This window comes from Mycobacterium sp. pW045 (assembly GCF_041287085.1).
In the GTDB taxonomy this organism is placed as follows: domain Bacteria; phylum Actinomycetota; class Actinomycetes; order Mycobacteriales; family Mycobacteriaceae; genus Mycobacterium; species Mycobacterium algericum_A.
This window is the reverse complement of record NZ_JBGGKU010000006.1, coordinates 1-18,373: the sequence shown is the minus strand read 5'-3', so window position 1 is coordinate 18,373 and position 18,373 is coordinate 1. Positions and strand designations below refer to the sequence as shown.

The following is an 18,373-nucleotide window of genomic DNA, read 5'->3' as shown; positions in this document are numbered from 1 at the left end:
AATGGCCGCACAAGTCTCTGAGGCGTACGTCATCGACGCCGTTCGCACCGCCGTCGGCAAGCGCAACGGATCGCTGGCCGGTATCCACCCGATCGACTTGGGCGCGTTGGCGTTTAGCGGCCTGCTGGACCGGGTCGGTGTCGACCCGGCTGCTGTCGACGATGTGATCACCGGCTGCGTGGACGCCATCGGCGGCCAGGCCGGCAATATCGGCCGGCTGGCGTGGCTGGCGGCCGGCTTCCCCGAAGGGGTGCCCGGGGTCACCGTCGACCGGCAGTGCGGTTCGTCCCAGCAGGCCATCTCCTTCGGCGCGCAGGCGATCATGTCGCGCACCGCGGACCTGATCGTGGCCGGCGGCGTGCAGAACATGAGCTGGATCCCGATCTCGTCGGCAATGATCGTCGGCGAGCAGTTCGGCTTCACCTCGCCGACCAACGAGTCGAAGAAGTGGCTGGAGCGCTACGGCGACGAAGAAGTCTCCCAGTTCCGCGGTGCAGAGATGATCGCCGAGCGCTGGGACATCTCCCGCGAGGACATGGAGCGTTTCGCATTGCAGAGCCACCAGCGTGCGTTCACCGCGATCGCCGAGGGTCGCTTCGACAACGAGATCATCGATGTCGACGGTTTCCGGGTGGACGAGTGCCCGCGCGAGTCCACCTTGGAGAAGATGGCCGGCCTCAAGCCACTGATCGAGGGCGGCCGGCTGACCGCCGCGGTCTCCAGCCAGATCTGTGACGGGTCGGCCGCGGTGCTGCTCGCCTCCGAAAGCGCAGTGCAGACGCACGGCCTGAAGCCCCGCGCCCGCATCCACCACATCAGTGCCCGTGGTGACGACCCGGTGATCATGCTGACCGGCCCGATTCCGGCCACTCGCTACGCGCTGGAGAAGACCGGCCTGAGCATCGACGACATCGACGTCGTGGAGATCAACGAGGCGTTTGCTCCGGTGGTGCAGGCCTGGATGAAGGAGTTCCCGATCGACCCGGCCAAGGTCAACCCCAATGGCGGGGCGATCGCGCTCGGGCATCCGCTGGGGGCCACCGGGGCCAAACTGTTCACCACGATGCTGCACGAGCTGGAGCGGACCGGCGGCCGGTACGGGTTGCAAACCATGTGTGAGGGCGGCGGTACGGCAAACGTCACCATCATCGAGCGGCTGGACAGCTAAACTTCTGCAGCATGGGAGCAATGACGACCCCCGTGCCGGGCGGGCGCCGGATCCGTGGGTTGGACGCCGAGCAGCGTCGCGCGCAGCGCCGCGACCAACTCCTGACCGCGGCATTCGACCTGTTCGCGCGGGACGGCTATGTCAACACGTCGATCGAACAGATCTGCCAGACGGCTTATGTCGGCAACAAGGCGTTCTATGAACTGTTCGACAGCAAAGAAGACTGCTTCCTGGCGCTGCTCAACCAGATCGGCGACCGGCTCAAGGGGGAGGTAGAGGCAGAGCTGGGGCGCAGCGCCCCCGACGAGCCAGGAGAGCTGACGGTGCGCCGGGTTGCCACCACGTTTGCGCACGTGCTGGTCGACGACCCGCGAGTGGCAGTGGTGGCGTTTCGGGAGTGCACCGGTATCTCGCCGCAGGTGGAGTCCCGACGGCAGGAGAACCGCAGGTGGGCAGCGGCCTTCATCGAGGCGTTCTGGCGCAGCAAGGCACCGCCCGACGACAACGCCGACTACCGGGCGATGGCCGTCGCCACCGTCGGGGGGGTCTTCGAGTTGATCGCCGACTTCTTGCATGCCACCGAGCCGCCGCGGTCGATCGACGAGTTGGCGAACGATCTGACCTCGTTCGTGCTCGCGGTCGGACACGGAATCCACTATGCCGGTCCGGCCCGACCGAGCCGGGCCGGGTGAGGTAGCCGGTCAGCGCACCAGCCCGGAGATGATGTCGCCGACCGTTCGTCGTGCCAGGGCATCGAGTTCGCCGCGACTGGTGCCGCGCAGCGGCCCGCGCAGCGCCAGTTCGGCGAATCCGTGTACGGCCGACCAGCACGGCCACTCCGCTCCCGCGCGTTGTTCCGGTTGCAGCACACCGGCTTCGACCATCGCGTCGAGGGCATCGACCAGCGCGCGAAGCGGCGGCGGGACCCGGTCATCGCCGATCGCGCTGAGGTCGGAACCGGGTTCCAGCTTCGCCTCTCCTGCGTCGAGGCTCGCTGAACCGCGGTGTTTATGCGGCGGTCCCAGCTTCGCCTCTCCTGCGTCGAGGCTCGCTGAACCGCCGAAGAACGCCACCGTGAACCACCCGGGTTCGTTCAACGCGAACTCGATGTAGCCGAGACCGACTGCGCGCAGCTGATCACGGGCTCGGGTCTGCGCTGAACCGCGCCGGCTCACCGGTTTGAGCATGCGCGCGGCCATCTTGTCGTGGATGGCCGTCGCCACCGCGGTCAACAGCGCCTCACGGTCGGCGAAGTGACGGTAGGCGGCGTTGGGTGAGACCCCGGCGCGGCGTGTCGCCGCCCGGATGGTCAGGGCATCCGGACCGCCGGTGCGGGTGAGCTGCAGGCCGGCGTCGATCAGTGCCGCGCACAGATCGCCGTGGTGGTAACCGGTCTTCGTCGCAGTCACCTCTTGACAGCTCCCTCGTATCGAAGTGTACGGTGTGAACATACCAATGTAGACGCCGTACACATGACATCGGGAGGAGTTCTCGTGACTACGACCTTGGGGTTGCCGCCCGTCGTGGACCGGTCGGCCTGGCAGCGGGAACTCGACGCCCTGCGAGTCCGGGAGAAGGCGGCCACCCGGGAACTCGACGCCATCGCCGCGCAGCGCCGCCGGTTGCCGATGGTCGCGATGGGCAACTACGTGCTCGAAGGCGAGAACGGCCCGGTTCGCCTGCCGGAGATGTTCGACAACAAGAGTCAGCTGATCGTCTACCACCACATGTGGTCACCCGGACAGGAATGGCAATGCCCCGGATGTACCGGGTACACCGCGCAGTTCACCCGGCTGGAGTTTCTGTCGGCTTATGACGCGCGCTTCGTCATCGTCACGCAGGGTCCCATCGACGAAGCGATCGAGTACAAGCACCGAGTCGGCAACCAGATGGACTGGTACAGCACCGCCGGCAGTGGGTTCGGGGCCGATGTCGATGCTCCGCCGGGCGGTGGATTCGCCGTCAACGTCTTTCTGCGGCAAGGAGATACGGTCTACCGAACCTGGCACACCGCCGGACGTGGTGTCGAACAGCTCAGTCACACGTTCCCATTGATCGACGTGTTGCCCTATGGGCGTCAGGAGGAGTGGCAGGACTCGCCCTCCGGCTGGCCGCAGGGCCCCACCTACGGCCGCTGGGCGAGCTCTCCGGAGATCGCCCAGCTATACGGCCCCGAGTCGTAGTCCCCCAACCGAGAAGGAGAAAGATGAGCACGATCACGACCGGCCTGAAGACGATCAACCTGGTGTGTGTCCCGACGCCCGACCAGGACAAGGCCGTTGCGTTCTATGAGTCGCTGGGCTTCGAGAAGCGCACCGACATCGAGATGGGCGATGGTTACCGATGGATCGAGGTTTACCCGCCGACAGGTATCGCCGGCATCGCGCTGGCACCGCCGCCGCCGGAGAGCGGTCCGGTTGAGCCAGCCGTCACCGGCATTACGCTGACCACCGACGACATCGACGCCACGCTGGCCGCCATGAAAGAGCTCGGGGTCGATGTCGACGAGCAGGTGTCCCGGATGGGTGATCCGGTGCCGCCGCTGTTCTGGTTCCGCGACCCGACCGGCCACACCCTGATGGTGGCCGAGGTCTGATCCTCGTGCCGAGCGCCAATCTCCCGACGCCGCCACGGCGTGTCGCGTCGTGAGATTGGCGCTCGGCGGGCTTGTGGATGGGTGTCGGCGCGGATCGGCATCCGCGGGCAGGCTTTCAGGCTGTGGACGAATTGGGATGGCCATTCCTGGGGCAGGAAGCACTGGCTGCCAAGGCCATCCCCGAGCGGGCGATGCGGGCGCTCTACGAGCCGGTCTATCCGGGGGTCTATGTGCCCTGGGGCGTCGAGCTGACCGCCCGGCAGCGGGCGGAGGCGGCGTGGCTCTGGTCACGTCGCCGCGGCGTGGTCGCGGGTGGCTCGGCCGCGGCACTGCTGGGCGCGAAGTGGGTTAGCGGCGCGCTGGACGCCGAGCTGGTGTACGGCAGCCGCATGCCCCCGCAGAAGCTCATCGTGCACCGCGACACCCTGACGCCGGGCGAGGTGACGAACGTCGACGGGATGGCGGTCACCTCCCCGGCGCGCACCGCTTTCGACATCGGACGGCGTACGTCGTCACGGCTGTGGGCTCTCCAACGGCTTGACGCACTGGCGAACGCCACCGGCGTCGGGGTTGCCGAAGTCGAGACCGTCATCGTCGCCCATCGTGGGGCGCGGAACCTGAACCGGCTTCGCCGGGTGCTGCCGCTCGTCGACCGCGGAGCGGAGTCGCCACAGGAAACGCGGACGCGATTGGTGTTGATCGACGCCGGCCTGCCGCGGCCGGAGACCCAGATCGTGGTGCGCGGCGAATACGGCGAATTCGTGGGCCGCATCGATATGGGCTACCGGGACCTGGAGGTCGGCATCGAATACGACGGTCAGCAGCACTGGACTGATCCGCAACAGCGGCAACACGATATCGACCGGCAGGTGGCGCTGGCCGACGCGGGCTGGGTGATCATCCGGGTCAGCGCGGAGCTGCTGCGTTATCGGGAGGCGACGCTGATCGGCCGGGTGCGGGACGCGATGTGCGCGGCCGGATGGCCAGGCAGCGCGAGCGTCAATCTCCCGACGCCGTCACGGCGTGTCGCGTCGTGAGATTGGCGCTCAGACGACGAAGGAGTTGGCGCTGCGCAGCTGCTCGACGGCGTCGGCCACGATGCCCTCGATCAGCTCCGCGCACGACGGCAGGTCCTCGAGGATGCCGGCCACCTGACCCGAGGCCAGCACACCGGCCTCGGTATTGCCCTCCACCAGGCCGGCTTTGAGCAGCATCGGCGTGTTGGCGGCCATCAGCACCTGCGACCAGGTGAGTTCTTTGCCGTGCCGCATCGCCAAGCCATCCTGAATCATGGTGGGCCAGCTCATCTTCGACATCTTCTTGAACTTCGCCGCGTTGCGGATGGCGGCACTGAAACCGCGCGCCCGTGAGCCGCTTTCCAGCTTCTCCACCAGTTCGGTGCGCAGCACCCGGTGCGGCATGCCGTCGACCCGCGTGGAAACCACGGTGCCACCCAGATCGGCGGCCAGGTAGCGCTGCTTGACCGCGTCCGGAACGGTGGAGTCGCTGGTCAGCAGGAACCGGGTGCCCATCGCGACGCCCGTCGCGCCATAGGACAGTGCGGCGGCCAGGCCGCGACCGTCGAAGAACCCGCCGGCGGCGATCACCTGCACTCCGGTGCCGGCAACGGCGTCGAGCACCGATGGCAGCAGCAGGGTGGTGGCCACCGGACCGGTATGGCCACCGCCCTCGCCGCCCTGCACGATCACCGCGTCGGCACCCCAGGAGGCCACCTTCTTGGCGTGCTTGGCCGCACCGACCGACGGGATCACCACCGCACCCGCCTCTTTGAGCTTCGCGATCAGCTCGGCCTTGGGGGCCAGCGCGAACGACGCCACCTTGACGCCCTCGCGGATCATCAGGTCCACCCGGTCGCCGGCGTCGGCGCCGTCGGCGCGGATGTTGACCCCGAACGGCTTGTCGGTCGCCGACTTCACCTTGGCGATCGCGGTGGCCAGCTCGTCGATGGTCATGGTCGCCGAGGCCAGGATGCCCAGGCCGCCGGCATTGGCGGTCGCCGAGACCAGTCGGGCGCCGGCCACCCAGCCCATCCCGGTTTGCACCACCGGGTGTTCGATGCCGACCAGCTCGGTCAGCGGGGTCTTGAGGCGGCTCATGCCCGTACTTCTTTATCCCGCAGTGACTTCGGGTCGATAACCTCGCGGATCAGCCGCAGCTCCTCGACCTCCGGCAGCCGGGTCGCCGGCGCATCGGCCAGCCCGTGCACCTCGAACGAGGTGTTGTCGGCGACCTCATCGGCGGTGACGCCCGGGTGCAGCGAGACCGCACGCATCTGGTGCGAAGGGCCGCCGAAGTCGAACACCCCGAGGTTGGTCACCACGCCGCCCAGGTTGAAGAACCGGAACGCCGGGTTGGCGGGATCCACCTTGTCGTAGCCGATGCCGGACACGATGTCGACGCTCTCGCAGAACACCCGCGGCGAGTGCGCACCCACCCAATAGCTGGTGGTGTGGTTGATGGTGTTGCCGGGTGCGCCGCGGACGCCGAACATCTGCCGGGTGGGGTGCTGCAGCGGGCCGAACGCCGACAGGTTCTGGTTGCCGTACCGGTCGATCTGGTTGGCGCCCATGATCACATGCCGACGGCCCCACGACAGGGTTTCGAAGACCCGGTTGAACGGCATCCACCCTTCCAGCGGTCCGACCTTCCCGATCGCCGGGGTGTCGGCCAGAATGCGGGCCTCACCGTCGGTGATCAGCAGGTCGGGGGAGAAGGTGAGCCGGGCGAGCCGGGCGCCCACTGATGGCACCGTGGCCATCGGGCTGGCCATGATCTCGCCGGCGTCCCGGAACAACTCGGCGCAGGCGATGGCGCAGATCTCGGCGCGGGTGGGTGAGTCGGTCATGCTTGGGCCCCTGATTCCTGGTCGGATCCGAACTTCTTGACCGCCGCCTGGTAGTCCTCTTCGCTACCGGACAGGTAGGTGGCCTTGAACTCCGCCCAGGTCTCGTCGGACCTCGCGGCTTCGGCGTAGTGCCGCTGGAACTTCTCGTCGCGGCCGTAATCTGCTGCGCCGATGGTGAAGTGGGCACCACCGGGTGCTTCCACGACGCGATCCACCATCATCCGGTTGATGATCTGGGTCTGCGGCGACGTGGTGGTGATCAGCTCCTCGGTGGGCACGATCTTCTCCACCGACAGGAAGCGGCGCTGCGCCGACATCAAGAACAGGTCGTCGAAGTAGGGGTCGATGCCGGTGTAGGCGGCGTTGCCACGCTCGTCGCCGAGGTTCATGTGCACGAACGCGGCGTCGAGGTTCAACGCCGGCATCGCGACCAACGTCTCCTGCCCGCCCTCGACCGGATACGGGGAGGTGACGGTCTTGAGCTCCCCTTCCCAGAAGTCGATCACCGAGCTGCCCAGGCCGGCCCGGGTCGGCAGGAACGGCAGACGCTGGGCGGCGGCCTGCAGCCCGCACCGGAGCATGCCCTCGTCCATCTCGCGGGCCTCGATCGCGCCGGTGGTGCGGGCACGCGCGAACCAGGGATCGTAGAACGGCGGCGAGTCCAGCGAGACGAACCCGTAATAGGCCCGGCGCACCTTGCCCGCCGAGCACAGCAGGCCCAGGTCCGGGCCGCCGTAGGTCACCACGGTCAGGTCTTTGACTCCGGTGCGCAGTATGGCGCGGACGAATGCCATCGGCTTGCGGCGCGAACCCCAGCCGCCGATGCCGATCGTCATGCCGTCGCGCAGCTCGGCGACGGCGTCGTCCAGAGTGGTCAGCTTGGTCGTCACTTCTTCCCCTTCTCGGTGCCGGCGAAGGCGTCGCGGTGCTCGTCGGCCACCCCGGCGAGGTTGAGCTCGAAAGTGAAGCCCTGCTCCATGCGGTAGCTGGAGTTGACCTTCTGCACGTCGATGAGGTTGAGCGCCTCCTTGGCGGCCCGGATCACCCGGGTGTCCTTGGCGGCGATGTCGCGAGCCACCCGCAGCGCGGCCTCGTCGAGCTCGGTGCGCGGCACCACCTCGTGCACCGAGCCGTACCGGTGCAGCGTGGCGGCGTCCACGGTGGCCGCGGTGTAGAACAACCGGCGCATCATGTGCTGCGGCACCAGCCGGGACAGGTGGGTGGCCGCACCGAGCGCGCCGCGCTCCACCTCGGGCAGGCCGAATTTGGCGTCGTCGGAGGCCACGATCACGTCGGCGTTGCCGACCAGTCCGATGCCGCCGCCGACGCAGAAGCCGTTGACCGCGGCGATCACCGGGACCGCGCACTCGTAGACGGCCTTGAACGCTGCGAAGCAGCCGCGGTTGGCGTCGATCAGTGCGGTGAAGCCCTCGGTGTTCTGCATCTCCTTGATGTCGACGCCGGCGTTGAAGCCGCGACCCTCGGCCCGCAGGATCACCGCGTGGGTGGCCATGTCGTTGCCTGCGGCGGTGATGACGTCGCCCAGCTCGAACCAGGCCCGAGAGGGCAGCGCGTTGACCGGCGGATAGTCGATGGTGACCGCGACGATCCCGGGTTCAACGGTCGTGGATGTGATCGGCATCTGCTGTTCCTGGCTTTCCCTGTCGATTCGGGGGGCGTGAACCACCTGAGCTACCTAAGCAAGCACTTGCTTGGTAAACTAGCACAGTGTCTGATCTCAAGTCCGGTTCCCTCTATTTCGGATTGACCGGAAAAGTGGTGCTGGTGACCGGTGGTGTCCGCGGTGTCGGCGCTGGCATCAGCGCCGTCTTTGCCGACCAGGGCGCCACCGTGGTGACCTGTGCGCGCCGGTCGATGGACGGCCTGCCGTATGAGTTTCACGCCTGCGACGTCCGCGACGACGACGCGGTCAAGGGCCTGATCGAGACCGTGGTCGCCAAGCACGGCCGGCTTGACGTAGTGGTCAACAATGCCGGCGGTTCACCGCACGCGCCGGCCGCGCAGGCCTCGGCCAACTTCAGCCGCAAGATCATCGAGCTCAACCTGCTGGCGCCACTACAGGTCGCCCAGCACGCCAACGCCGTCATGCAGACCCAGGACAGCGGCGGGTCGATCGTCAACATCACCAGCGTCAGCGGGCATCGCCCGTCGCCGGGCACCGCGGCCTACAGCGCCGCCAAGGCCGGCGTGGACAACCTGACCGCCACCCTGGCCGTCGAGTGGGCCCCCAAGGTGCGGGTGAACTCGGTGGTGGTCGGCATGGTCGAGACCGAGCAGTCCGAGCTGTTTTACGGCGACGCCGAGTCGGTGGCCGCCGTGGCCGCCACCGTGCCACTGGGCCGGCTCGCCAAGCCCGCCGACATCGGCTGGGCGGCAGCATTTCTCGCATCCGATGCCGCGTCTTACATCAGTGGTGCCAGCCTGGAAGCCCACGGCGGTGGCGAGCCGCCCGCCTACCTCGACGCTTCGAGCGCCAACAAATAAAGGAGAGAGCACACATGGGACTTCTCGACGGCCGCGTGGTCATCGTCACCGGAGCAGGCGGCGGAATCGGGCGGGCGCATGCGCTGGCCTTCGCCGCTGAGGGCGCCCGGGTGGTGGTCAACGACATCGGTGTGGGCCTGGACGGCTCGCCGGCCGGTGGCGGTAGTGCCGCCCAGGGCGTGGTCGACGAGATCGTCGCGGCCGGTGGGGAAGCCGTCGCCAACGGTTCCAATGTTGCCGACTGGGAGCAGTCGGCGACGCTGATCCAGACCGCGGTCGAGCACTTCGGCGGGTTGGATGTGCTGGTCAACAATGCCGGGATTGTGCGGGACCGGATGTTTGCCAATGCCACCGAAGAGGAATTCGACGCCGTCACGGCGGTGCACCTCAAGGGCCACTTCGCCACCATGAAGCATGCGGCCGCCTACTGGCGGGCGCAGTCCAAGGCCGGCGAGACCGTGGACGCCCGCATCATCAACACCAGTTCGGGTGCCGGTCTGCAGGGCAGTGTCGGGCAGGCTACCTACAGCGCTTCCAAGGCCGGTATTGCCGCGCTGACGCTGGTCGCCTCGGCTGAGATGGGCCGCTACGGCGTGACCGTGAACGCGATCGCCCCGTCAGCGCGCACCCGGATGACCGAGACGGTGTTCGCCGACATGATGGCGACGCAGGACCAGGCGTTCGACGCGATGGCGCCGGAGAACGTCAGCCCGCTGGTGGTGTGGCTGGGCAGCGTGGAATCCAAGGACGTGACCGGCAAGGTCTTCGAGGTCGAGGGCGGCAAGATCCGCGTCGCCGAGGGCTGGGCGCACGGTCCGCAGATCGACAAGGGTGCGCGCTGGGATCCGGCCGAATTGGGCCCGGTCGTCAGCGACCTGCTGGCCCAGGCGCGCACGCCGGTGCCGGTGTACGGGGCCTGAGTCGTCGGACAGTGAGGTGCCGCTGCGACGACCGGTCTTGTTCGCCGCACTCGCACGCTTCGCCTGATACGTCGCGGGGCAACGTCGTCGGGCTCAGATATGCCTTGCCGCTTCCTGGACGAGTTGCACGCGGGAAGAGATACCGAGCTTGGTATAGATGTGGTTCAGGTGGGAGTGCACGGTTCGCGGCGAGATGCTCAGTTTCGAGGCGATGTCCTTGTCGCGGAGTCCAGCACTGACGAGCCGGATCACGTTGTGTTCGGCCGGAGTCAGCGAAGCCCAACCACGCGACGGGCGTTTACGCCTGCCTTCGGTGCTGGACGCGTAGGCGATGGCCTCAGCGATCGACGATGCAGTTCCCTGGTCCCAATGACGCTCAAAGTCGTCCTGCCGCATTGCTTCTCGTAGAGTGTTGAGTGCGTCGGTGTATTCGGCGTCGTACACCTTGGAGCGGGCCGTGCCGACGATATCTCGGGCACTGGCCGCCAGGCCGAAAAGCCGTGCTGCGCGAGGGTGTTGGCCCGCAGCGCAGTTCACTGCTGCTAGCGACTCGATTAGTTCGGGGACGGCCAGGTATCCCCCGGTTTCCGCGGCGATCGCCAACGCGTGACGCGCGTCTTCCTCGGCCTGCTTGAGTTTCCCCTCGGCCATCGCTACCCGGGCACGTATCTCCAGTAGCAGTACCCGCTGGAATCCGGAACCCACGGCAAGCGCCTCGTCGGCCAGGTGGCGCGCCGTGACCAGGTCGCCGGACGCCAACGCGGCCCTGGCGACCGGATTGCCGGTTATTGCCAGCAGTTGCGGCAGTGCGCACGTGTCAAACGCTGCGGCACCGGCGCCGACCGCACCGGACACATCACCGGCGGCCAGCGACACGTCCGCCACCGTCCCGAAGCTGACGGCACGGTGGAAGTCGATGAGGTCCGTGGCAGCCTCGACGCACGCGTCCGCTGCGGCCCGGGCACCTCGGGTATCCCCTTGGCACGCAAGGGCCTCGGCCAGGACGGCCAGACTCTGGGTGCTGAACAGCGGATCGCCTGCTGCCCCGGCCTCGACAGCCACGCTCCGGGTCTTCTCGACGGCCATGGTGAGTTCGCCCCGATGAAGGTGTGTCAATCCCAAGCAGAGCCGGCACAGGCGCGAAACCGACCAGTCGCCGACCGCGTCGGCGAGGCGCTGCCCTTTCTCCGCGGCCACGCGCGTGGTGGCCAGGTCCCCGGCGACGAAGGCGGAATAGGCCTGTACGCCATATATCTGCGCCAGCCGCCAATCGTCGTCGAGGGCGGGAGACAGTGCGATGGCCTGCTCGAAGTAGGGCAGGGCCAGCTCAGGGCTGTAGCTCGAGGTGAAACCGCAGGCTGCCAGCGACCAGGCGAGCAGGGCCGGGTCATCGAGACGCCGCGCGATGGCGACTGCCTCCTCAGCTTGATCGGCATGGCCGTAGTCGCCGGTCAACGCCTCGAAGATGGCCTTGTCGGCGAGAGCGCGGGCGCGCGCGGCAGGTGCCATCGAGGCGGGCGTGGTGAGAACGGCATCGAACCACGCCAGGCCCTCCAAGGTCTGACTATGGATCCACAGCGGGAACAACGACGAGGCGAGATGTGCGGCCAGCTCGATGTCGCCATGTTCACGACTCCAGTTGAAGGCGGCCCTGAGGTTGTCGATCTCGAGTTCGGCCTGCGCAATGTGCCATCCGTACCCGGCGGTCACCCCGGCGTCGAACAGTGCTGTGTAGTGGTCACGGTGGCGCGCCCGGATGGCCTCAGCTTCCCCGGCCTGCTCCAGCTTCTCCAGGGCGTACTGCTGCACAGTCTGCAGCAGCCGGAACCGCGTCGATTCTCCGGTGCTGTCGGCTATCACCAGCGATTTATCCACCAGCTGCGTGAGTTTGTCGACGATGTGTCCACGCGGCAGGTCAGTGCTGCCGGCGACAGCGTGGGCGGCGTCAAGGTCGAACCCGCCCCGAAACGGCGCCAATCGGCGAAACACCACGCGTTCGGATTCGCTCAACAAATCGTGCGACCAGTCCTCCGACGCCCTCAGCGTCTGTTGGCGCGGCACCGCAGTGCGCGCGCCACCGGTCAACAGTTGGAAGCGTTCGCCTAGCCCGTCGGCGATCTCGGTCAGCGACAACGCTCGGGCGCGTGTCGCGGCAAGCTCGATGGCCAACGGCACCCCATCCAGCCGCTGGCAGATCTCGGCTACCAAGGCGGCATCGTCGGTGGTGCCGGTGAAACCCGGCCGAACCAGCCGAGCGCGCTGACGGAACAAGTCGACAGCCTCGTCGGCCGGCGAGAGCGAGGGGGTCGTCCAGGTCACCTCGCCGGCCACGCCAATGGGTTCCCGACTTGTCGCCACGATTGTCAGCTCCGCGCTGGCGGCCAATAGCGTGGCGATCAGCCGTGCGCACGCGTCCAGGAGGTGCTCACAATTGTCGAGCACCATCAGCAATTGCCGGCCTGCGATCAAGGACACCAGAGTGTCGAGTGGGGAGCGGTCGGGTCGATCAGGCAGGCCCAGCGTTTTCGCTACTCGCTCGGGAATCAGTTCGGGATCAGTGATCGGCGACAGATCTACACACCATGCCCCGTCGCGGTACCTGCCGGCCACCTCATCGGCCAGTTGCAGCGCCAGCCGTGTCTTGCCGACTCCACCGGTGCCGGTCAACGTCACAAGCCGGTTGCCGTCAACGAGCCGCCGGAGCTCGGTCAGTTCCGCATCGCGTCCGACGAAACTGGTCAGCGGCGTCGGAAAATGCGGCTCGGCCACCGGTTTTCCCGTTAAAAGGGGCGGAAAATCGGTGACGAGGTCGCGGTGGCAGAGTTGGCTCACGCGCTCCGGATACGGTCGGCCGGGAAGCCGATGAACACCCAGATCATGCAGCCACGCCTCCAAGGGAAGCCGATCACCCACCAACTCCCGGGCCGTCTCCGACAACACCGTCTGACCGGCATGGGCCAGGTCGCATAGCCGCGCGGCGCGGTTCACCAGGGATCTCGGGTACGCATCCGGTTCGACCGGCGGCACCTCGTCGGCGTGCACTGCGATTCGCGGCTGGATGGGTGCCGAAGGCGTGCGCTGCAGCGCTATAGCGCACGCCACCGCGGCACCGGTGTCCGCGAACCCGGCGGCGAACCTGTCTCGGCGGTCCTGCTCCGTCAGGCGGATACCGCGGTGGCCGGCCACCACCTCGGCCAGCGTGCGCTCCAGCCACGAGAGCGCGGCGGTCGACAACGACTCCGTACCGGGCTGCCACTGTGGCCGGGGATCCCCGGCGTCTACCACCAGGACCGTCCGCGCTACGGCAGGCGCGAAACCCGCCTCGCTCGCGTTCGACAAGATGTACCGTCCCTACCAGCCGCAATGGTCATGCGAGCGGCTGGCCCTGCTGTCCAGGATGGAGCGCGGCGATACGTCTTGGTTCCCGACCATGTAGGTATTTCTACCGGTACTTCCGCGAGTGCGCCATTGGCCACTTTTGAGAACTTTTGCCGATGTTGTCGGAGGCGCAGTGCCGGACAGTGGTCGGGACGGGCTGCGCTTGCCCGCTGCGCGCCGGACGGTTTGATCTTCGCCCCGCAGCGGTCCACCTGATCGCGACCTTCCGAGCGAAGCACCGAGCAGCGGCGGCGGCTCTTCATGGCCATGGTCATGCGGGCGCGAGCGGGGCGCGGGCCCGTTCCTTTGACGTGTTGCGGCTGCCGGGCATGGCGATTCCAGCAAACCGAAATTAAAGGTGATCCCGATACGCACGCTGTCCTCTAATGCGCACTCAGGTCTAGGTATATAAAGGAGGGTCGGTAAAAATACTTATACGCCCAGCCGACTTGCTGTGAATAATGCCGACTGCTGAATGTGACGGGCGTCGCAGCAGTGTGACGGTGGTCTCAAAACGCCGTCGCAACAGCCGCTTTCGTCATTCCAGCCGGGAGTGAAATGCACATATCAACATGATATTCATCACAATTTATGGTCCCTAAGTTGTCCATTAGTGGACGCCTGGCCATAATTCGAACCTTCAGGAATTCTTAGTAGAAACTGTTGAGAGGTTCTTCCATGGGTCGGCGAGTGTCTAGCAAATTGGTACGTTCGTCGGGTCGGGGTTCGGTGCGGCGTCGCGTGGTGGGGGCGTCGAGTTCGGTGGCGGCGTTTTTGGCGTTCGGGGTGGCTCCGGTGGTGGCGGCGCCGAGTGCGCAGGCCGATGACTTCGGTCTGGATGCGTTCTGGGATTTCTTCGGTGTCGATGATGGTGGCGTTGCGTCGGACTTTGATCTGTTCGATGTGTCGACGTGGGGTGTGCCCGGTGTTGCTGAGGGTGGCTTGTTCGGGTTGTGGGATGCCGATCATGCCGAGCAGTGGCAGGAGACGTTCTATCTGCCGTTGCACGCGTTGTTGCAGGACTGGATCAACAGTGATTTCGGTTCGGGTGTCAATGGTGTGATCAATCAGTTGTTCGCGCCGGCGACGGCCGGTTTTTGCGGGATGATCTGCAACGGTGCTGATGGCACCGAGTTCGATCCGGATGGTCAGGCCGGTGGGTTGTGGTTCGGCGATGGCGGTGATGGCTGGTCGTCGACCCTGGAGGGCATCACCGGTGGCAATGGTGGGCATGCCGGTGGTATCGGCAATGGTGGTGATGGTGGTGCCGGTGGCCTGGGGGCTGATGGCGGCGACGGTGGTCATGGTGGTGAGTGGTGGGGCAATGGTGGTGATGGTGGTGCTGGGGGTAACGGCACTGCGTCGCTGAGTGCCGGTAACGGTGGCAACGGGGGTTCGTCGGGTCAGGCCCAGGACTTTTTCGGCATGGGCGCGTGGGGCAACGGTGGCAACGGTGGGGCCGGTGGTGCCGGGTGGACGGGCACCGATGGTGCGGCGGGTACCGGTTCGGGTGGTCACGGTGGTCATGGGGTGGCCGGCGGCAACGCCGGCAACGGCGGTGCGGGCGGTGACGGTTCGTCGTTCGTCGGGATCGGCGGCAATGGCGGTGCCGGTGGTGTCGGCGGTGCCGGCGGCAACGGCGGCGACGGCGCAAAGGGTGCGGCCGGCACGTTCGACAACAGCGGCACCGGCGATGGTGTTGTTGGTGGCACTGGCGGCAACGGCGCTATCGGCGGCCAGGGTGGCGTCGGTGGTGCGGCCGGTATCGGCGGTTCGGGCAACGGCACGGCCGGTCGCGACGGCGACGGCGGTGCGGGCGGTAACGGCGGACTCGGCGGTGACGGCGGCGCCGGCGCCAATGGGCTCGCCGGATATGCCAACGCCGGCAACGGTGGCGACGGTGGCAACGGCGGTGCTGCTGCTGCCGGGGGTGCCGCAGGCGGCCTGACCGGTAACGCCGGTACGGACGGCACGGCGGGTGGCGCTGGGAACGGCGGTGCCGGTGGTAGTGGTCTGGCCGGCATCGATGGCACCGCGCAGGATCCTGACGGTACGGCCGGTGGGGCCGGCGGTGCTGGTGGCAATGGTGGGCTGGGTGGTTTCAACGTTGACGGCTCGCAGGCCGCGACCGGTGACGGTGGTGCCGGTGGCGCGGGTGGCGCCGGCGGCAATGGCTTCAACGGTGCCAACGGTGCCGCGCCGGGTGCTGCGGGCACCAATGCCGGCAATGGCGGTGTCGGCGGTGCGGGCGGTGTCGGCGGTAGCGGCACTCAGGCCGGTGTCCACGGTGTCGGTGGTGTCGGTGGCAATGGTGGCAACGGCGGCAACGGCGCCGACGGTGGTGATGGTGCGGCTGGCGATGCCGGGCATGTCGATGGCTACGCCGGCCAGCACGGTGGCGCCGGTGGCAACGCCGGTAAGGGCGGTGCCGGCGGTCACAGCGGTAATGGCAGCTTCGCCGCAGCGGGTACCGGTGGTGTCGGCGGTGTCGGGGGTGACGGCGGCGCCGGTGGCGCCGGCTTGGCGGGTGTGAATGGCACCGCGGGTGCTGTTGATGGCACCTCCGGTGGCAACGGCGGTGTCGGCGGCAACGGTGGCGTGGGTGGCCTGAACGCCGACGGTTCACAGGCCGCGACCGGTAACGGTGGCGCCGGTGGTGTCGGTGGCGCCGGGGGCAACGGATTCAACGGCATCAACGGCACTGCCCCGGGTGCCGACGGCACCGACGCCGGCAACGGTGGCGTCGGCGGTAACGGCGGTGCCGGCGGTACCGGCGCCACCGCCGGTGCTCATGGCACTGGTGGCAACGGCGGCAACGGCGGCCACGGCGGCCACGGAGCCAATGGCGCCAACGGTGCCAACGGCAATGCCCAGCACCAAGCGGGCTATGCCGGCCAGGACGGCGGCAACGGCGGCAACGCGGGCAAGGGCGGTGCCGGTGGGTCGAGCGGCGGCGGCAACTACGCCTCCAACGGCGGCGACGGGGCCGCCGGCGCCGGCGGCAACGGCGGTGTCGGCGGTACTGGCCTGGACGGAATCAATGGCACCGAGCAGGATCCCGACGGTACTGCCGGTGGGGCCGGCGGCGTCGGCGGCAACGGTGGCGCGGGCGGTTTCAACGTCGACGGTTCGCAGGCCACCACCGGCAACGGTGGTGCCGGTGGTGCTGGTGGGCGCGGCGGTAACGGCATCAACGGTGTCAACGGCGACGAGCCAGGGGCTGACGGCACTCGCGGCGGCAACGGCGGTGCCGGTGGTGCCGGTGGCGTTGGCGGTTTCGGCACTCAGGCCGGTGCTCACGGTGTCGGTGGTGTCGGCGGCAACGCCGGCAACGGCGGCCACGGCGCCGACGGCGGCAACGGTGCGGCCGGCGACATCGGGCACCAGGCGGGCTATGCCGGCCAGGACGGCGGCAACGGCGGCGACGCCGGCAAGGGCGGTGCGGGTGGCGACAGCGGCAACGGCACCTACGCCGCCGCCGGCAGCGACGGACAGGCCGGTGTCGGCGGTAACGGTGGCACCGGCGGTGCTGGCCTAGCCGGTGTCAACGGCACCGCGCAGGATCCTGACGGTACGGCCGGTGGGGCCGGCGGTGCTGGTGGCAATGGTGGGCTGGGTGGTTTCAACGTTGACGGCTCGCAGGCCGCGACCGGTGACGGTGGTGCCGGTGGCGCGGGTGGCGCCGGGGGCAATGGCTTCAACGGTGCCAACGGTGCCGCGCCGGGTGCTGCGGGCACCAATGCCGGCAATGGCGGTGACGGCGGTGCGGGCGGTGTCGGCGGTAGCGGCACTCAGGCCGGTGTCCACGGTGTCGGTGGTGTCGGTGGCAATGGTGGCAACGGCGGCAACGGCGCCGACGGTGGTGATGGTGCGGCTGGCGATGCCGGGCATGTCGATGGCTACGCCGGCCAGCACGGTGGCGCCGGTGGCAACGCCGGTAAGGGCGGTGCCGGCGGTCACAGCGGTAATGGCAGCTTCGCCGCAGCGGGTACCGGTGGTGTCGGCGGTGTCGGTGGTGACGGCGGCGCCGGTGGCGCCGGCTTGGCGGGTGTGAATGGCACGGCGGGTGCTGTTGATGGCACCTCCGGTGGCAACGGCGGTGTCGGCGGCAACGGTGGCGTGGGTGGCCTGAACGCCGATGGTTCACAGGCCGCGACCGGCGACGGTGGCGCCGGTGGTGTCGGTGGCGCCGGGGGCAACGGATTCAACGGCATCAACGGCACTGCCCCGGGTGCCGACGGCACCGACGCCGGCAACGGTGGCGTCGGCGGTAACGGCGGTGCCGGCGGTACCGGCGCCACCGCCGGTGCTCATGGCACTGGTGGTAACGGCGGCAACGGCGGCAACGGCGGCCACGGAGCCAACGGCGCCAACGGTGCCAACGGCGATGCCCAACACATGGACGGCTACGCCGGAGGGCAGGGCGGTTCCGGGGGCGCGGGCGGCGCTGGTGGCGCCGGTGGGTCGAGCGGCGGCGGCAACTACGCCTCCAACGGCGGCGACGGTGCCGGCGGCTACGGCGGCAACGGTGGCGTCGGCGGTAACGCCTTCCACGGGGCTGACGGCAACGCCGGCAACCCCGATGGTGCCGCCGGTGGCAACGGTGGCGTCGGCGGCGTGGGCGGTGACGGCGGTACCGGAGGCGGCACGACCGGCATCGGGGGACGCGCGGGCGATGGCGGCGGCGGCGGCCAGGCCGGCAATGGGGGTGACGGCGCCAACGGAACAGCGGCGAACCCCGACGGCGGCAACGGCGGACGCGGCGGCGACGTCGGTGCTGGTGGCGACGGCGGCACCGGCGGTGCCGGGGCGACGAGCGGCGCCAACGGCAATACGGGAAGCACGCCGAGCAGCGGCGGTAACGGTGGTAACGGTGGTGCCGGTTATGACGCGGCCGGTGACCCGGGTGCTGCACCCGGTACGGCCGGTGGCAATGGCGG

At 68.3% G+C, this 18,373-nt stretch carries 14 protein-coding genes; 8 read left to right on the top strand and 6 right to left on the bottom strand.

What is annotated here, in order from left to right; translation table 11 throughout:
- The first annotated feature begins 1 nt into the window (after position 1).
- Complete coding sequence (gene fadA6 / locus ACAG20_RS11040; protein WP_370492537.1) at positions 2 to 1,168, top strand: steroid 3-ketoacyl-CoA thiolase FadA6; 1,167 nt, start codon at positions 2 to 4, stop codon at positions 1,166 to 1,168.
- 20 nt (positions 1,169 to 1,188) lie between these two features.
- A complete protein-coding gene (locus ACAG20_RS11035) occupies positions 1,189 to 1,860 on the top strand; it encodes a TetR/AcrR family transcriptional regulator (protein ID WP_234825536.1) in 672 nt (223 codons plus the stop codon).
- A gap of 9 nt (positions 1,861 to 1,869) precedes the next feature.
- Here ACAG20_RS11035 and ACAG20_RS11030 read toward each other — a convergent pair whose 3' ends face one another.
- Positions 1,870 to 2,577, bottom strand: coding sequence for a TetR/AcrR family transcriptional regulator (locus ACAG20_RS11030; RefSeq protein ID WP_370492536.1), 708 nt, complete (start codon positions 2,575 to 2,577; stop codon positions 1,870 to 1,872).
- Positions 2,578 to 2,640: 63 nt separating this feature from the next.
- Here ACAG20_RS11030 and ACAG20_RS11025 point away from each other — a divergent pair, with 63 nt between their 5' ends.
- From ACAG20_RS11025 to ACAG20_RS11015, 3 genes are all read left to right on the top strand, one after another.
- Positions 2,641 to 3,351, top strand: a complete 711-nt coding sequence (locus tag ACAG20_RS11025) for a DUF899 domain-containing protein (RefSeq protein WP_370492535.1) — start codon at positions 2,641 to 2,643, stop codon at positions 3,349 to 3,351.
- A gap of 23 nt (positions 3,352 to 3,374) precedes the next feature.
- Positions 3,375 to 3,764, top strand: a complete 390-nt coding sequence (locus ACAG20_RS11020; protein WP_370492534.1) for a VOC family protein — start codon at positions 3,375 to 3,377, stop codon at positions 3,762 to 3,764.
- A 122-nt stretch (positions 3,765 to 3,886) separates the two neighbouring features.
- On the top strand, positions 3,887 to 4,801 hold the full coding sequence (locus ACAG20_RS11015; protein WP_370492533.1) for an endonuclease domain-containing protein: 915 nt from the start codon (positions 3,887 to 3,889) through the stop codon (positions 4,799 to 4,801).
- Positions 4,802 to 4,810: 9 nt separating this feature from the next.
- On the opposite strand, the gene ipdC is transcribed toward ACAG20_RS11015, so the two are convergent.
- Genes ipdC through echA20 form a run of 4 tightly spaced genes read right to left on the bottom strand, consistent with a single transcriptional unit; the run spans position 4,811 to position 8,272 of the window.
- On the bottom strand, positions 4,811 to 5,881 hold the full coding sequence (ipdC, locus tag ACAG20_RS11010) for a (3aS,4S,5R,7aS)-5-hydroxy-7a-methyl-1-oxo-octahydro-1H-indene-4-carboxyl-CoA dehydrogenase (RefSeq protein ID WP_370492532.1): 1,071 nt from the start codon (positions 5,879 to 5,881) through the stop codon (positions 4,811 to 4,813).
- Complete coding sequence (gene ipdB, locus ACAG20_RS11005) at positions 5,878 to 6,630, bottom strand: cholesterol ring-cleaving hydrolase subunit IpdB (protein WP_370492531.1); 753 nt, start codon at positions 6,628 to 6,630, stop codon at positions 5,878 to 5,880. The genes ipdC and ipdB overlap by 4 nt, the downstream gene beginning before the upstream one ends.
- Positions 6,627 to 7,520 carry a cholesterol ring-cleaving hydrolase subunit IpdA gene (gene ipdA / locus ACAG20_RS11000; protein ID WP_370492530.1) on the bottom strand — a complete coding sequence of 298 codons (894 nt, stop codon included), beginning with the start codon at positions 7,518 to 7,520 and terminating at the stop codon, positions 6,627 to 6,629. Before ipdA ends, ipdB begins: the two co-directional genes overlap by 4 nt.
- Positions 7,517 to 8,272 (bottom strand): (7aS)-7a-methyl-1,5-dioxo-2,3,5,6,7,7a-hexahydro-1H-indene-carboxyl-CoA hydrolase, encoded by a 756-nt coding sequence (echA20, locus tag ACAG20_RS10995; RefSeq protein ID WP_370492529.1) that lies wholly within the window; start codon positions 8,270 to 8,272, stop codon positions 7,517 to 7,519. The genes ipdA and echA20 overlap by 4 nt, the downstream gene beginning before the upstream one ends.
- A gap of 86 nt (positions 8,273 to 8,358) precedes the next feature.
- On the opposite strand from echA20, the gene ACAG20_RS10990 reads away from it, so the two are divergent.
- The gene (locus ACAG20_RS10990) at positions 8,359 to 9,135 is read left to right on the top strand and encodes an SDR family oxidoreductase (RefSeq protein WP_370492528.1); all 777 of its coding nucleotides are present in this window, start codon (positions 8,359 to 8,361) and stop codon (positions 9,133 to 9,135) included.
- A 14-nt stretch (positions 9,136 to 9,149) separates the two neighbouring features.
- Positions 9,150 to 10,055 (top strand): SDR family oxidoreductase, encoded by a 906-nt coding sequence (locus tag ACAG20_RS10985; protein ID WP_370492527.1) that lies wholly within the window; start codon positions 9,150 to 9,152, stop codon positions 10,053 to 10,055.
- A 93-nt stretch (positions 10,056 to 10,148) separates the two neighbouring features.
- On the opposite strand, the gene ACAG20_RS10980 is transcribed toward ACAG20_RS10985, so the two are convergent.
- Positions 10,149 to 13,289 (bottom strand): LuxR C-terminal-related transcriptional regulator, encoded by a 3,141-nt coding sequence (locus ACAG20_RS10980; protein WP_370492526.1) that lies wholly within the window; start codon positions 13,287 to 13,289, stop codon positions 10,149 to 10,151.
- An 873-nt stretch (positions 13,290 to 14,162) separates the two neighbouring features.
- On the opposite strand from ACAG20_RS10980, the gene ACAG20_RS10975 reads away from it, so the two are divergent.
- Positions 14,163 to 18,373 (top strand): PGRS repeat-containing protein (locus ACAG20_RS10975; RefSeq protein ID WP_370492525.1); only part of this gene is annotated, 4,211 nt, incomplete at its 3' end.

Coding starts and splice junctions, on each gene's coding strand:
- ACAG20_RS11020 (WP_370492534.1), top strand. CDS start 3,375: ATGAGCACGATCACGACCGGCCTGAAGACGATCAACCTGGTGTGTGTC.
- ipdB (WP_370492531.1), bottom strand. CDS start 6,630: ATGACCGACTCACCCACCCGCGCCGAGATCTGCGCCATCGCCTGCGCC.
- fadA6 (WP_370492537.1), top strand. CDS start 2: ATGGCCGCACAAGTCTCTGAGGCGTACGTCATCGACGCCGTTCGCACC.
- ipdC (WP_370492532.1), bottom strand. CDS start 5,881: ATGAGCCGCCTCAAGACCCCGCTGACCGAGCTGGTCGGCATCGAACAC.
- echA20 (WP_370492529.1), bottom strand. CDS start 8,272: ATGCCGATCACATCCACGACCGTTGAACCCGGGATCGTCGCGGTCACC.
- ACAG20_RS10985 (WP_370492527.1), top strand. CDS start 9,150: ATGGGACTTCTCGACGGCCGCGTGGTCATCGTCACCGGAGCAGGCGGC.
- ACAG20_RS11035 (WP_234825536.1), top strand. CDS start 1,189: ATGACGACCCCCGTGCCGGGCGGGCGCCGGATCCGTGGGTTGGACGCC.
- ACAG20_RS11025 (WP_370492535.1), top strand. CDS start 2,641: ATGACATCGGGAGGAGTTCTCGTGACTACGACCTTGGGGTTGCCGCCC.